Genomic DNA, 13,742 nt, shown 5'->3' with positions numbered 1-13,742 from the left:
GCTCATTTCCGGCCTCCCTTCGCAGCCTTTTCTTTCTCGGCGGCGGCCTTCTCCTGGGCTTCCATCTCCACATCATCCAGGTAACGGTAGGTCTTGACCGTTCCGGACAGCTCCAGCGCACCGCTGCGGGCGGTGATGCCGGTCTTGGGATCCTTCGGCTTCAGGTTGATGTCGTGCATGGTCAGGATGACCACGCGCGGCAACGAGGCCACACCGCTGACGAACGCGCCGAACTGGTGGTAACTGCCCACCATGCGCAGGGCGATCGGCTTTTCGGCGTAGAACTCCTTGGGCTGCTCCGCACCGGGCTGGAACAACTCGTTGGACAGGCCACTGGACAACGCGGTCTGGGAGATGTCGATGATCAGATCGGGCATCTCGGTCTTGCTGGGCAGCTGGCGCAGCATCTGCTGCAGCACCTGCTCCATCTGGGTCAGCTGCTGCTTGAGCGGCTCCAGATTGACCGCGCGGCCCTGCTCTTTCTCGAACTCGGTGCGCAGCTGGGTCTCGGTGCTTTCCAGCGACGCGAGCTCATCGCGCTTGCCGCTGATCAGCAGGAACCAGGCCATGATCATGATGAACAGCGCCAGCAGCACGCAGAACACCACCTTGGCCTTCTGCGGCCAATTGCCGATGTTGTTGAAGTCCAGCTCTTTGAGGTTGATCTTCTGGCTCATGCGGCGGCCCCCTTCTGGGCCGGGGCCGGCGCCGCCGGTTGGGCAGGTTGCGCGGAGGGCGTGGGCGTGGGGGTGGGCGTGGGCGTGGGCGGCACGATGCGGCTGTTGCCGGCCGGCGGGGCCGGATCAGCGGCATCGGGCGAGGCCGGTGCGTTGGGCGCCGGGGCCGGCGACAACGGGGCCACCGGCGGAACCGGGGTAGCGCCCGGCGGTGCCGGATCGGCGGTCGGCTCGATCACGCTGCCATCGGCGGCCAGCTCGGTAACGCTGCTCTGGGCCGGCAGATTCACCTTGACCACGAACATGTACGGCAGCGACTTGATGTCCGCCACCGGGCTGCTGGCGGCACCGGCCTTGTCACGCTCCGGCGCCTTGGCCTCGATGATCGACAGCTCCGGATTGGTCATCCAGCCCGAGCTTTCCAGGTTGCGCATGTAAGCACTGACACGGGCATTGGACTGGGTGCGGCCTTCCAGGGTCAGCACGTCGCCCTCCTGCTTGAGCGTGGTCAGCACCACCCCGTCGGGGATGGTCCGGACCAGCGCATCGAACAGATGCACCATCTGCGAGCGCTTGGCCTGCAGTTCCTCGATCACGGCCTTGCGCGCCAGCAGGCGGTCCTTCTGGCGGTCCAGGCGCTCGATCTCCTTGTTCTGCTCCTTGACCTTCTCGATCTCGGCCTGCAGGAAGGTGTTGCGATCGCTCTGCCCGCTGACCTGACGGTCGTAGTAGAACCAGATCAACAGCGAGAGCAGCAACCCACCGATGGCGGCGGCACCGAGCATGGCGTAGAAGTCGCGCTGGCGTTGCTTGCGCCGCTCGGCGCGCCAGGGCAATAAATTGATGCGCGCCATCAGTCAAAGCTCCTCAGCGCCAGACCGGTGGCGATCATCAGCGCCGGGGCATCCTGGGCCAGGGCGTGTGCCTGTACCTTCGGGCCGAGCGTCATCTGTGCCAGCGGGTTGGCCACCACGGTGGCCACGCCCAGCTGCTCTTCCACCATGTCCGGCAGGCCGGTCAGGGCCGCGCAACCGCCGGCGAGCACGATGTGATCGACCCGGTTGAACTCGCTGCCCGCATAGAAGAACTGCAGCAGACGGCTGATCTGCTGGACCGTGGCTTCCTTGAACGGCTCGAGCACTTCCATCTCGTAGCTTTCCGGCAACCCGCCCTGGCGCTTGGCCAGCCCGGCTTCTTCGTAGGTCAGCCCATACCGGCGCATCACTTCGTCGGTCAGCTGCTTGCCGCCGAATACCTGCTCGCGGCTGTACAGGCTGCGGCCACCGCGCAGGACGTTCAGGGTGGTCATGGTGGCGCCGATGTCCACCAGCGCGACCACGCCATCACTGGCCACCGGCAGCTCGCTGGCGACCAGGGCAAAGGCGTTCTCGACCGCGAAGGCCTCCACGTCCATGACCCGTGCCACCAGCCCGCCCAGTTCCAGCGCCGACTGGCGCAGCTCGACGTTCTCTGAACGCGAGGCGGCCAACAGCACCTGGACCATTTCCGGGTTGTTCGGAATCGCACCCAGCACTTCGAAATCGAGGTTCACTTCCTCGATCGGGTACGGGATGTAGTTGACCGCTTCGAGCTCGACCTGGGCTTCCATGTCGTTCTCGTCCAGATCGGCGGGCATCGGGATCAGCTTGGTGATCACGGCCGAGCCGGCCACGGCCGCGGCGGCGTGCCGTGCCTTGGTTCCAGAGCGGTTCACGGCACGTCGAATGGCCTCCCCGACCGCTTCGACCTCCACGATGTTCTTTTCCACGACCGCATTCGGCGGAAGTGGTTCCACAGCGTAATGTTCCACGCGGAAACGATTGCCGCTGCGGGATAACTGCAACAGCTTTACTGCAGTCGAGCTGATATCGACGCCGATAAGAGGCGACTGGCTTTTTGGGATAAGCCCCACGGTTTCTCCCCTGCCGATGGGCACTTGGACGCAGAACCTGCGACCGCGCATTAATAACGTTTTTTTTGCAAATCGCAACCGTCAAGCTGTAAAACGAGCGCTACGGCTCATTTCACGCGTCCCCAGACGGTGATCGACTGCTCTCCCCGGGAACACCCCCAGCCGTTCCCTTGCGTAATCTATACTCTGCGACCACGAAATTCGCAATCGGAATCTGTCACTGATGACACGTCTTCGCCGTTGGCTGCGCTGGATGCTGGTCGCGTTCCTGGTCCTGGCATTGATCGGCGCCGCGGTTGCCGGTGGCCTGTATTACGCCGTCTCCTCCAAGCTCCCGGACGTGCAGACCCTGCGCGACGTGGAGATGCAGGAGCCCATGTACGTCTATGCCAGCGATGGCAAGCTGATGGCGGTGTTCGGGGAAACCCGGCGCACTCCCATCACCATGAAGGACGTCCCCGAGCGCCTCAAGCAGGCTTTCCTCGCCACCGAGGATGCCCGCTTCTACGAGCATGGCGGCGTGGACTACAAGGGCATCGGCCGCGCGGTCTGGCTGCTGGCCACCACCAATGACAGGCGCGTGCCCGGTGGCTCGACCATCACCCAGCAGGTCGCCCGCCAGTTCTTCCTGAGCTCGGAATACAGCTACACCCGCAAGCTGGCCGAGATCCTGCTGGCACGCAAGATCGAGAGCGAGCTGAGCAAGGACGAGATCTTCGAGCTGTACCTCAACAAGAGCTTCTTCGGTAACCGCGCGTATGGCGTGGCCGCCGCGGCCGAGTTCTATTACGGCAAGAAGCTGGGCGAGCTGGATCTGGATGAGATGGCCTCGCTGGCCGGCATCCCCAAGTTCCCCTCCTCGGGCAACCCGATCAGCAACCCCGAGCGTGCCCGCGAGCGCCGCGACTTCTATGTGCTGCAGCGCATGGCCAGCCTGGGCTTCGTCTCCCAGGCCGAGGCCGACGCGGCCAAGGCCGTGCCGATGCATGCCACCGCGCACGAGCCGCCGGTGCAGGTCGAAGCGCCTTACGTGGCCGAGCTGGTGCGCCAGGAAATGATCGCCCGCTTCGGCGGCGACGTGGTCAACAAGGGTTACCACGTGACCACCACGATCAACGCCGAGCTGCAGACCGCGGCCAATCTGTCGGTGCGCGATGGCCTGCTGGCCTACGACCACCGCCACGGCTGGCATGGCGTGGAGCAGCACGTGGAGGTGCCGGCCGACGCCGATGCCGCCGCGCTGGCCACCAAGCTGTCCGGCATTCCGGCGCAGACCGGCCTGCTGCCGGCGATCGTGGCAGCCACCGCCGCCGATGGCAGCGCGACCGTGGTGCTGGGCAACCGCAGCGAAGTGGTGCTGCCGGCCAGCGCCGCCCGCTGGACCAACAAGACCCCGGCCAAGCTGGTCACCCGCGGCGACATCGTGCGCGTGCGCGCCGGCGAGAAGGAAGGCGAGTGGCTGCTCGACCAGATCCCGCGCGGCCAGGCCGCGCTGGTCTCGCTGGACGCTGAAAACGGCGCACTGAAGGCACTGGTGGGCGGCTTCAGCTTCTCCGGCAACAAGTTCAACCGTGCCACCCAGGCGCGGCGCCAGCCGGGCTCGAGCTTCAAGCCCTTCATCTACGCGGCCGCCTTCGACAAGGGCTTCAACCCGGCCTCGATCGTGCTCGATGCCCCGGTCGTGTTCCGCGACCGCCGCGGCAAGACCTGGTCGCCGCAGAACGACGGCGGCGGTTTCCGCGGCCCGATGCGCCTGCGTGAAGCGCTGGTGCAGTCGCGCAACCTGGTCTCGGTGCGCCTGCTTGACGGCATGGGCGTGGATTACGCGCGCAAGTACATCAGCGAGTTCGGCTTCGCCGAGGCCGAGCTGCCGCCGAACCTGTCGATGTCGCTGGGCACCGCCTCGCTGACCCCGCTCTCGGTGGCACGTGGTTACGCGGTGTTCGCCAACGGCGGCTCGCGCGTGGACACCTGGCTGATCGACCGCGTCACCGACCGCGACGGCGTGGAAGTCTTCAAGGAAAACCCGGCCATCGCCTGCCGCGACTGCGCCGGCACCAGCGGGGTGCCGGTCAGCCAGGTGGTGGATGGCTTCAACTTCGGCTCCGCACCGGCGGCCAATGCCGCGCCGGCCAAGCCGCAGCAGGCCACGTCCGCCGCCGCCGCCGAAACGCCGGTGCCGGTGAACCCGGATGCCAAGGTCGCCCCGCGCGCGATCGATGCGCGTACCGCATACCAGCTCAACTCGATGATGCGCGACGTGGTCCAGCGCGGCACCGGCACCGCGGCCAAGGTGCTCGGCCGCGAAGACGTGGGCGGCAAGACCGGCTCGACCAACGATCACCGCGATGCGTGGTTCTCCGGTTTCGGTGGCCCCTACGCGACCACCGTGTGGGTCGGCCGCGACGACTTCCGCTCGCTCGGCTACCGCGAGTACGGCGGCCGCGCCGCCCTGCCGATCTGGATCGAGTACATGCGCGTTGCACTGAAGGACACCCCGATCGCGCAGAACGAGCCGCCCTCGGGCATGGTCCAGGCCACGCTCAACGGTGCGACCGAGTGGGTCAAGGTGGAGGACATGGAGAAGCTGGAGGAGTACGACTTCAACAGCCACACCCCGCAGGCCGACGACGCGGCGTTCGATATCTTCTGACCGCATGCGCCGGGTACGCCCGGCGCCCCCGCGTATCGTCCGCCCCATCGCCGCGGTAGAGCCACCCCATGGGTGGCTGCACGTAATCCTTGAACGCAGGCACAGCCACCCATGGGGTGGCTCTACCTGCCTGTCACATCGCCGGTGTACATTGCCGTGCAGGTCGCCAAGGAGTACCGGTCATGCATCGAGCCCGTCAGCATGCAGCCACCCAGACCCGTGAGCGTCGCCACCAACTGGCGCATGAAGCCGCCCGTCTGATGGCCGAGGGCGGCATCCGCGACTATCACCAGGCCAAGCTCAAGGCCGCCACCCGGCTCGGCATCCATGACGATGCCTCCCTGCCCCGCAACACCGAGATCGAAGACGCCCTGCGCGAGTACCAGCGCCTGTTCGCCGGTGCCGACCATGGCGCGCAGCTGCGCCAGCGCCGCGAGGCCGCCCTGCGCGCGATGGACTTCCTGCACGCCTTCTCACCGCGCCTGTGCGGCCCGGTGCTGGACGGCACCGCCGATGCCAACAGCCCCGTGCAGTTGCAGGTACACAGCGATGATGCCGATGCCGTGCAACGCTACCTCGATGAGCATGGCATCCCGGCCGAATCGCGCACGCGCCGGCTGCGGCTGGACCGCGAACGCAGCCTGGATGCACCGGTCTGGGTATTCAGTGCCGAGGATCTGACCTTCGACATCGCCGTGCTGCCTTACGATGGCCTGCGCCAACCGCCGCTGTCGGCCATCGATGAGAAGCCGATGCGGCGCGGGGGGGCCACGCAGCTGCGTGAGCTGCTGGCCGACGGCGAGATCGAGGGTTACCTGGGCCGTGGGTGAGACTACGCGCGACCTCCTTCAGGCCTCGGCGAACGGGACCAGAAAGCGCTCGATCGCCGCAACCAGGGCAAGCGGCGTCTCATTCATCGGGTAGTGACCCGCATTTTCCAGCACCTCCAGGGTTGCCTGCCGATAGCGGCGCAGGTAGGTCCTGTCCATCAATGCCGCGTTGAACACCGGATCGTGCTCACCGATCAGCACCTTCACCGGATGTCGGCCGATGATCTCCGTGCGGAAGTCCGTGTCCGCCCAGGCCGGGAAGTACGCCGCGAATGCCTCCGGCGACGCGTGCGCCATTGAGTACTGCGCCTTCCAGTCCAGCCACGCGGCGGGCAACCGTCCACCGGTGCTGCGGTCGATGATGCCCCGGCGGATGCTCACGCTGCCCGCGGCCGCTTCGAGCAACTGCCGCGTGGGTGAATCGTAGGCGATGCCGCCGCACGGCACGGGCGCCACGGCGACCAGCGCGCGCACGCGATCCGGGGCGAGCACCGCGATGCGCTCGATGGCCATGCCGCCCATCGAATGCCCGATCAGGCTGAAGGTCTCGATGCCCAGCGTGTCGGCCAAGGTCAGCGCGTCGTTGGCGATCTCGTCGATGGTGTAGTTGCCACGCACATCGCGCATCCCGCCGTAGCCGCGGCAGTCCATGAACACATAGGTGAACTCCTCACCGGACAGCCACGGCTCGATCGGTTCGAACGCGTGCGCGTCGCCAAACCAGCCGTGCAGGACCAGGACAGGATGGGCGCCAGTGCCGACGCGATGAAAGGTGGGGGGCATGGCGGCATCGTCAGGAAAAAGGCTGGGCGATGATCGTAGGGCGTCGGCGCGCGGCCCACCTTCGATACCAGGTCAATACCTATAGAATCCGGGCCATGCGCAATACCCTGCTCGATCCCTTTGAAGATCTACCGCGCGCCGTGGTGGTCACCGCCAATGACTACGCCGCCGGATCCGTCTTCCCCGATCACGCGCATCGGCGCGGTCAGTTCGCGTTTGCCTCGCGCGGCACCATCAGCCTCACCACACCCGAAGGACACTGGCTGGTGCCACCACAGCGCGCGTGCTGGGTGCCGGCAGGCGTTGCGCACGCGATGGCGATGCGTGGTCCGGTCACGATGCTCAACGTGTTCGTGGCAGCGGAAGAAGTGGCAACGGTCCGGTTGCCGACGCGCTGCGGCGTGTATGCCGTATCGGCGCTGCTGCGGCACCTGATGGACGATGCGGTCGACCTGCCGGCACTGTACGACCTGGAGGGGCGTGCCGGCCGGCTGATGCAGTTGCTGGTCGCCGAGATCGCAGCGATGCCACGCCTGTCACTGCATGCACCGCTGCCCCGCGACCCGCGCCTTGTGCGCGCCTGCCAGCCGCTGTTCGATGCGCCCTCGATCGCCGCCTCGCTCGATGAGGTTGCCGCCGAAGCGGGTATGAGCCGACGCACGTTCACCCGCCAGTTCCGCGCGGACACCGGGGTGGGGTTTGCCGAATGGCGCCAGCAGGTCTGCCTGCTCGCCGCCATCGAACGCCTGGGTGCCGGGCAGCCGGTCACCCGGATCGCACTGGATCTGGGATACGCCAGCCCAAGTGCGTTCACCTCGGCATTCCGCCGCGTGCTCGGCGAAGCACCCAGCCGGTATGTGGAGACGCGCCGGACGACGTAGCCACAGCCGCACAGACAAAAAAACGCCCCGCAATGCGGGGCGCTTTCAACACAACCTGCCGGAGCGATCAGCCCTGGTAGTCGCGCACGTCGCTACCGGTGTAGACCTGGCGCGGACGGCCGATCTTCATTTCCGGATCGACCTGCTGTTCCAGCCAATGTGCGACCCAGCCGGAGGTACGGCCCAGGGCGAACATGACGGTGAACATTTCGGTCGGGATCTGCAGCGCCTTGTAGATGATGCCGCTGTAGAAATCGACGTTCGGGTACAGCTTGCGGGCGACGAAGTAGTCGTCCTGCAGCGCGGCCTGCTCCAGCTTGACGGCCACGTCCAGCAGCGGATCCTGCACGCCCAGCTGTTCCAGCACCTTGCCGGTCATCACACCGATGACCTTGGCGCGCGGGTCGAAGTTCTTGTACACGCGGTGGCCGAAGCCCATCAGGCGGAAGCCGGAGGTCTTGTCCTTGGCCTTGAGCACGGCCGATTCGACGTTGTCGGCCGAACCGATCTCTTCCAGCATCTTCAGCACGGCTTCGTTGGCACCGCCGTGGGCCGGACCCCACAGCGCGGTGACGCCAGCGGCGACCGACGCGTACGGGTTGGCACCGGTCGAACCGACCAGACGCACGGTCGAGGTCGAGGCGTTCTGCTCATGATCGGCGTGCAGGATGAACAGCAGATCCAGCGCCTTGACCACGTCCTGGTTCAGCTCGTACTGGCCATCGGCCGACTCGAAGGTCTGCTTCAGGAAGCGGCTGACGTAATCCAGCGAGGTGTCCGGCTTGTTGGCCGGCAGGCCCTTGCCGTGGCGGTAGATCAGGGCCGACAGGGTCGGCACCTTGGCAATCAGGCGCACCGCGGCGTGGCGACGCTGTTCGGCGTCGGACAGGTCCAGCGAGGCGTGGTAGATGCCCGACAGCTGCGCGATGGCGGCGGTCAGGATGGCCATCGGATGGGCATCCTTGGCGAAGCTGCCGATCAGCGTGTTGATCGACGGATCCACATCGGCTTCGGCGGCCAGCTCGTCGGTGAAGGCCTTCAGCTGCTCGGCGCTCGGACGCTCGCCGTTGATCAGCAGGTAGGCCACTTCGACGTAGCTCGACTTTTCCGAGAGCTGCTCGATGGGATAGCCGCGATACAGCAGCACGCCCTTGTCACCGTCGATATAGGTGATGGCGGACTTGCAGCTGGCGGTGGCGGTGAAGCCGGAGTCGTACGTGAAGAGACCGGTTTCCTTGGTCAGCTTCGAGATATCGACGCAATCGTTGCCGAGCGTAGGTTTGATGACGGGCAGAACAACCGACTTTTCGCCGGCGTTGAGCGTGACCTGATCAAGATCGGACACTGTGTGCGCTCCTCGAGGGAAGGCGCCCGCCCAAGCGCATGGGTCAGGCACGTGAAGGAAGTCCACGATCGTTATCGTGGATCCCGCCATTATCGCACAGCAACATTTTCGACGCCCTAGGACGGAAGTCGTAGACGCAGGTTCCAGACCTCGCCGCAGGCGCTATCCCAGCGCGCACAAGGGCTCGCGCCAACGCACGGACACAGCGTTCCGTCGGCGGGGCATGCAGGCCTCACCTGGCGTTCAGCAAAGCGGAAACAACAAAAAACAACGGCCGCCAAGGCGACCGTTGTTTTCAAGCAGCTGCGTCGACAGATCAGGCCGCGGTCGGCGCCGGCTTGCCGAAACGCTTCTGGAACTTGTCGATACGGCCGCTGGTGTCGATCACCTTGTGCTTGCCCGTGTAGAACGGATGCGAAGCCGAGGAGATTTCAACCTTGACGAGCGGATACTCGTTGCCGTCTTCCCACTTGATCGTGTCCTTGGTGGACATGGTCGAACGGGTCAGGATCTTGAAATCAGAGGTAACGTCGTGGAAAACCACGTCGCGGTAAGCAGGATGAATATCGGCCTTCATGGGCGCGCACCGTAATAAGGGCTGGTGGTCAAGAGCGGCATTATAGTCCCGGCCGCCGCAAAGGGCAAGCCGGGTCCATCAACCGTGCGAAAGGTCCGCCGCAGCGGCGTCATCAGACGCCGAGTGCCGCCCTCACCTGGGCCTCGAAGCGACCCTGGTCGTAGGCCATCAGCAGCTGAGTGTTGTCAGGCTGCCCGGTCTGGCGGTTCCAGTCGACAATGGTAGCACCCCGGCTGTGCACACCGGCCAGTTCCACGTTCAGCGGACGCGATTCGACCCGCAGCGCGCCTTCCGGCTGCAGCGCCCAGGCCATCGCCAGGGCATCGGCGGCGTACCAGCGCTCGCCACGGCTGTCTTCGGACCACAGGCGGGTCTGGCGCGAGATCAGCTCGTAGAAACGGGCCTTGTCGCTATCGGCCGCCAGCCACTGCTCGACGTCCGCATGCAGCAGGCCGTGGGCGACGGTGGCCTCCCAATCGGCCACTTCGATATGCGGGAAGCCGGTGAACACGATGTGCGCCGCCTCCGGATCGAAGGCGATGTTGAACTCGGCGGCCGGGGTGATGTTGCCGTGGCAGGTCACCGCCCCGCCCATGACCAGGAAGCGCTTCACGCGCTGCGGCAGGGTCGGGTCGAGCTTGAGGGCCAGAGCCAGGTTGGTCAGCGGGCCGAGTGCGACCAGGAACAGCTCACCGGCGTATTCGTGCGACAGGCGCAGGATCGCCAGCGCGGCGTGCTCGGCCTCGGCCTGGCGCTTGGCGGCCGGCAGGTTCACATCGCCAAAGCCATCGGCGCCGTGCACATGGGCGGCATCGACGGACGGGTGCAGCAGCGGGTCGGCGGTACCGGCGTAGACCGGCACATCGTCGCGGCCAGCCACTTCGCACAGTTTCAGGGCATTGCGGACCGTGTGGTCCAGGCCTACGTTGCCGGCGGCGATGGTCAGGCCAACGATATCGTGGCGCTCATCGGCGAAGGCCATCAACAGGGCCAGGGCATCATCGACACCGGGGTCGGTGTCGATCAACAGCGGAATCTTCTTGCTCATCGTTGCCGTCTTGATAATCGGCAAGGGACTTTCGCACCCCGTCATGACAAATACAAGGCGGTGCCCGCCCACACCTCACGTTGGCCACAAAGCCGACTGGCCTTGAATGTGCGTGGCTCCTGCTTCGATTACTCGACCGCAATCGGATGGGCCACTTCGCGGCCGGCAGGCCTGTCTGCAAATGTCCCCCGGTATCCGCCTGGCGGCGGCTACCTCCTCCTTGATTTTGCCGACAGGCCTACCAGCCGCGAAACGGCTCTGATCGTGGAGGGACGTGTGCCCGCCCTCGCTCCCCTGCCGACCGCCCGCGCTCTACGCCGATGCGTACCGCACGGCCGTGCCGATCCAGCGCCGCACCACCTGATCGGCCACGTCAGGCGCTTCGGTCAGCAGCCGCTCGGCAAGGTCGTGCACGCCCGGCAGCAGATCCGCGTCGCGGGCCAGATCGGCCATCCTGAAGCCGGCCAGGCCGGTCTGTCGTGTGCCCAGCAATTCGCCCGGGCCACGCAGCTCCAGATCCTTCTCGGCGATCAGGAAGCCATCGTTGGTCTGCCGCATCGTTTCCAGCCGCTCGCGCGCCATGTTCGACAACGGCGCCTGGTAGAGCAGCACGCAACGCGACACGGCCGAGCCACGCCCTACCCGGCCGCGCAGCTGGTGCAACTGGGCCAGGCCGAGACGCTCGGCGTTCTCGATGATCATCAACGAGGCATTGGGCACGTCCACGCCCACTTCGATCACCGTGGTGGCCACCAGCAGATCGATCTCACCGGCCTTGAAGGCAACCATCGTGGCGAGCTTCTCACTCGCCTTCAGCCGCCCGTGCACCAGCCCCACGCGCACGCCCGGCAGCAGCGCCTGCAACGATTCGAACGTGGCCTGGGCGGGGGTCGCATCGAGCTCTTCGCTTTCTTCGATCAGCGTGCAGACCCAGTACACCTGCTGGCCTTCGCGGCAGGCGACCGCGATGCGTTCGATCAGCTCCGGCCGGCGATCATTGTTGAGCGCCACGGTCTGCACCGGCGTACGCCCGGGCGGCAGTTCGTCGATCGCCGAGACATCCAGATCGGCGTACTCGGACATCGCCAGGGTGCGCGGAATCGGTGTCGCGGTCATCACCAGCTGGTGCGGCACGCTGCGCCCGTCCGCGCCCTTGTCGCGCAGCGCCAGCCGCTGGTGTACGCCGAAACGGTGCTGCTCATCGACGATCGCCAGCGCGAGATCCTTGAAGACCACACTGTCCTGCATCAGCGCATGTGTACCGACCACCACCTGCGCCTCGCCCGAGGCGACCTCAGCCAATACCTTGGTGCGCGCCTTGCCGGTGACCTTGCCGGCCAGCCATGCGGTGCGCACGCCCAGCGGCTCCAGCCAGGCGCGCAGATTGTTCATATGCTGCTCGGCCAGCAGTTCGGTGGGTGCGGCCAAGGCGACCTGCTTGCCCCGCTCCACCGCCAGCATCGCCGCCAACGCGGCCACCACGGTCTTGCCCGAGCCGACATCGCCCTGCACCAGCCGCAACATCGGATGCGCCTTGGCGAGGTCCTTGCGGATCTGCTCGAACACGCGCTGCTGCGCACCGGTCAGCTGGAACGGCAGGCTGTCGCGCAGCTGCGCCACCAACGCACCCTGCCCGCGCAGCGATGGCGCGTGATGCGCCTGCAACGCCATGCGCTGCCGGCGCAGACTCAGGTGGTGTGCCAGCAGTTCTTCGATGGCCAACCGGCGTTGGGCCGGATGCCGGCCCGCGGCCAGCGCCACCATATCGGCGTCCGGCGGTGGGCGGTGCACGGTCAGCAGCGCACTGCGCAGCGAGGGCAACCCCAGCCCCGACAACCAACCGGCTGGCAGCAGTTCCAGCGTGGATTCTTCCGGCAACTTGTCCAGCGCCAGCCCGATGAATTTACGCATCGTCGCCGGCCCGACTCCCTCGACCGCCGGATAGACCGGATCGAGGCTGTCGCCCAGCGCATCCTCTTCATTGCCGCCCATTACCCGGTAACTGGGGTGGACGATCTCCAGCCCGTGATGGCCGGGCTTGGCGGTGCCGTAGCAGCGGACGCGCGTGCCCACGGCAAACTGCGCGACCTGCTGGGCGCGGAAGTGGAAGAAACGCAGCACCAGCGTGCCGTACGAATCATCCTCGATCGCGACCTTGAGCACCGGCCGATAGCGGAACCCGCGCTCGACCGCACTCACCCGCCCCTCCACCTGCGCCGCCACACCCGGCTGCAACTGGGCAATGGTGGTCAGCCGGGTACGGTCTTCATAGCGCAGCGGCAGATGCAGCCACAGATCCTGCAGCGACGACAGGCCACGGGCGGCCAGCTTGATCGCCACCGCCGGCCCGATACCGGAGAGCATCGACAACGATGCCTCCCCGGCTGCGGCCAGCGCCGGTGCAGGAGCCCGTGACCGCGCCACGTCAGGCCTGGTCGAGCACCATCACCGCATCGACTTCGAAGTTGGCGGCCTTCGGCAGACCCGCCACTTCGATGGTCGAACGTGCCGGGAACGGCGCCTTGAAGTAATCCTGCATGACCGCATTGACCTTGGCGAACTCGCCCAGATCGGTCAGGTACAGGCCCAGACGCACGATCTGATCCAGCGAACCACCGGCCTCTTCGGCCACGGCCTTCAGGTTGTCGAACGCACGGCGGGCCTGCGCCTCGATATCGCCCACACCCACGATGTCACCGGTGGCCGGATCCAGCGGAATCTGGCCCGAGAAATACACGGTATTGCCCGCACGCACAGCCTGCGAATACGGACCGATGGCCGCCGGGGCCTTGGCACTGGTAATGATCTGACGGGACATGGAAGCTCCACGATTCAAAAGGGGGAACGCGATTGTACCGGTCACGCGCCCCGGGCAGGCGCCAGCCACCGCCCTCGTCACAGCCGCGATTAACCGTCCTGGCCGAAACCCGGGTACGTCTCCCACTTACCGCCTCGCAGTACTCCTTGGCAGGGAGGTGACGGGTGGGCCGGGGCGGGACCGTGTGTTGCCATGGATGGCAACACACGAGCTTACAG

At 66.2% G+C, this 13,742-nt stretch carries 12 protein-coding genes; 3 read left to right on the top strand and 9 right to left on the bottom strand.

Annotation, left to right across the window (positions count from 1 at the left end):
* Positions 1–2: 2 nt before the first annotated feature.
* The 3 genes from ACE026_RS19655 to ACE026_RS19645 are packed head-to-tail and all read right to left on the bottom strand — an operon-like array spanning position 3 to position 2,589.
* Complete coding sequence (locus ACE026_RS19655; RefSeq protein ID WP_486040510.1) at positions 3–677, bottom strand: type IV pilus inner membrane component PilO; 675 nt, start codon at positions 675–677, stop codon at positions 3–5.
* Positions 674–1,531 carry a PilN domain-containing protein gene (locus tag ACE026_RS19650; RefSeq protein WP_486040509.1) on the bottom strand — a complete coding sequence of 286 codons (858 nt, stop codon included), beginning with the start codon at positions 1,529–1,531 and terminating at the stop codon, positions 674–676. Before ACE026_RS19650 ends, ACE026_RS19655 begins: the two co-directional genes overlap by 4 nt.
* Positions 1,531–2,589 (bottom strand): pilus assembly protein PilM, encoded by a 1,059-nt coding sequence (locus tag ACE026_RS19645; RefSeq protein ID WP_019183880.1) that lies wholly within the window; start codon positions 2,587–2,589, stop codon positions 1,531–1,533. The genes ACE026_RS19650 and ACE026_RS19645 overlap by 1 nt, the downstream gene beginning before the upstream one ends.
* Before the next feature lie 223 nt (positions 2,590–2,812).
* Between ACE026_RS19645 and ACE026_RS19640 the strand changes: the two genes are divergently transcribed.
* Entirely contained in the window at positions 2,813–5,242 is a 2,430-nt protein-coding gene (locus tag ACE026_RS19640) for a penicillin-binding protein 1A (protein WP_486040508.1), read from the top strand.
* Between the two features lie 182 nt (positions 5,243–5,424).
* Complete coding sequence (locus ACE026_RS19635) at positions 5,425–6,072, top strand: hypothetical protein (RefSeq protein ID WP_486040507.1); 648 nt, start codon at positions 5,425–5,427, stop codon at positions 6,070–6,072.
* 18 nt (positions 6,073–6,090) lie between these two features.
* Here ACE026_RS19635 and ACE026_RS19630 read toward each other — a convergent pair whose 3' ends face one another.
* On the bottom strand, positions 6,091–6,855 hold the full coding sequence (locus ACE026_RS19630) for an alpha/beta fold hydrolase (protein ID WP_486040506.1): 765 nt from the start codon (positions 6,853–6,855) through the stop codon (positions 6,091–6,093).
* 95 nt (positions 6,856–6,950) lie between these two features.
* Between ACE026_RS19630 and ACE026_RS19625 the strand changes: the two genes are divergently transcribed.
* Positions 6,951–7,736 (top strand): AraC family transcriptional regulator, encoded by a 786-nt coding sequence (locus ACE026_RS19625; protein ID WP_486040505.1) that lies wholly within the window; start codon positions 6,951–6,953, stop codon positions 7,734–7,736.
* Positions 7,737–7,803: 67 nt separating this feature from the next.
* Here the strand turns inward: ACE026_RS19625 and ACE026_RS19620 are convergent, their stop codons facing one another.
* The 5 genes from ACE026_RS19620 to ACE026_RS19600 all read right to left on the bottom strand — a co-directional run bounded on the left by ACE026_RS19620 (position 7,804) and on the right by ACE026_RS19600 (position 13,524).
* Positions 7,804–9,171, bottom strand: a complete 1,368-nt coding sequence (locus ACE026_RS19620; RefSeq protein WP_486040504.1) for a citrate synthase — start codon at positions 9,169–9,171, stop codon at positions 7,804–7,806.
* 226 nt (positions 9,172–9,397) lie between these two features.
* Positions 9,398–9,658 (bottom strand): type B 50S ribosomal protein L31, encoded by a 261-nt coding sequence (locus tag ACE026_RS19615; RefSeq protein ID WP_019183873.1) that lies wholly within the window; start codon positions 9,656–9,658, stop codon positions 9,398–9,400.
* A 112-nt stretch (positions 9,659–9,770) separates the two neighbouring features.
* On the bottom strand, positions 9,771–10,706 hold the full coding sequence (locus tag ACE026_RS19610) for a nucleoside hydrolase (protein WP_088432679.1): 936 nt from the start codon (positions 10,704–10,706) through the stop codon (positions 9,771–9,773).
* 312 nt (positions 10,707–11,018) lie between these two features.
* A complete protein-coding gene (gene recG / locus ACE026_RS19605; protein WP_486040503.1) occupies positions 11,019–13,130 on the bottom strand; it encodes an ATP-dependent DNA helicase RecG in 2,112 nt (703 codons plus the stop codon).
* 1 nt (position 13,131) lies between these two features.
* Positions 13,132–13,524 (bottom strand): RidA family protein, encoded by a 393-nt coding sequence (locus ACE026_RS19600; protein ID WP_121039448.1) that lies wholly within the window; start codon positions 13,522–13,524, stop codon positions 13,132–13,134.
* Between the last annotated feature and the right edge of the window lie 218 nt (positions 13,525–13,742).

Source organism: Stenotrophomonas sp. AGC87 (genome assembly GCF_057333975.1).
Note: the sequence above shows the minus strand (reverse complement) of the source record. Positions and strands in the feature narration are given on the sequence as shown.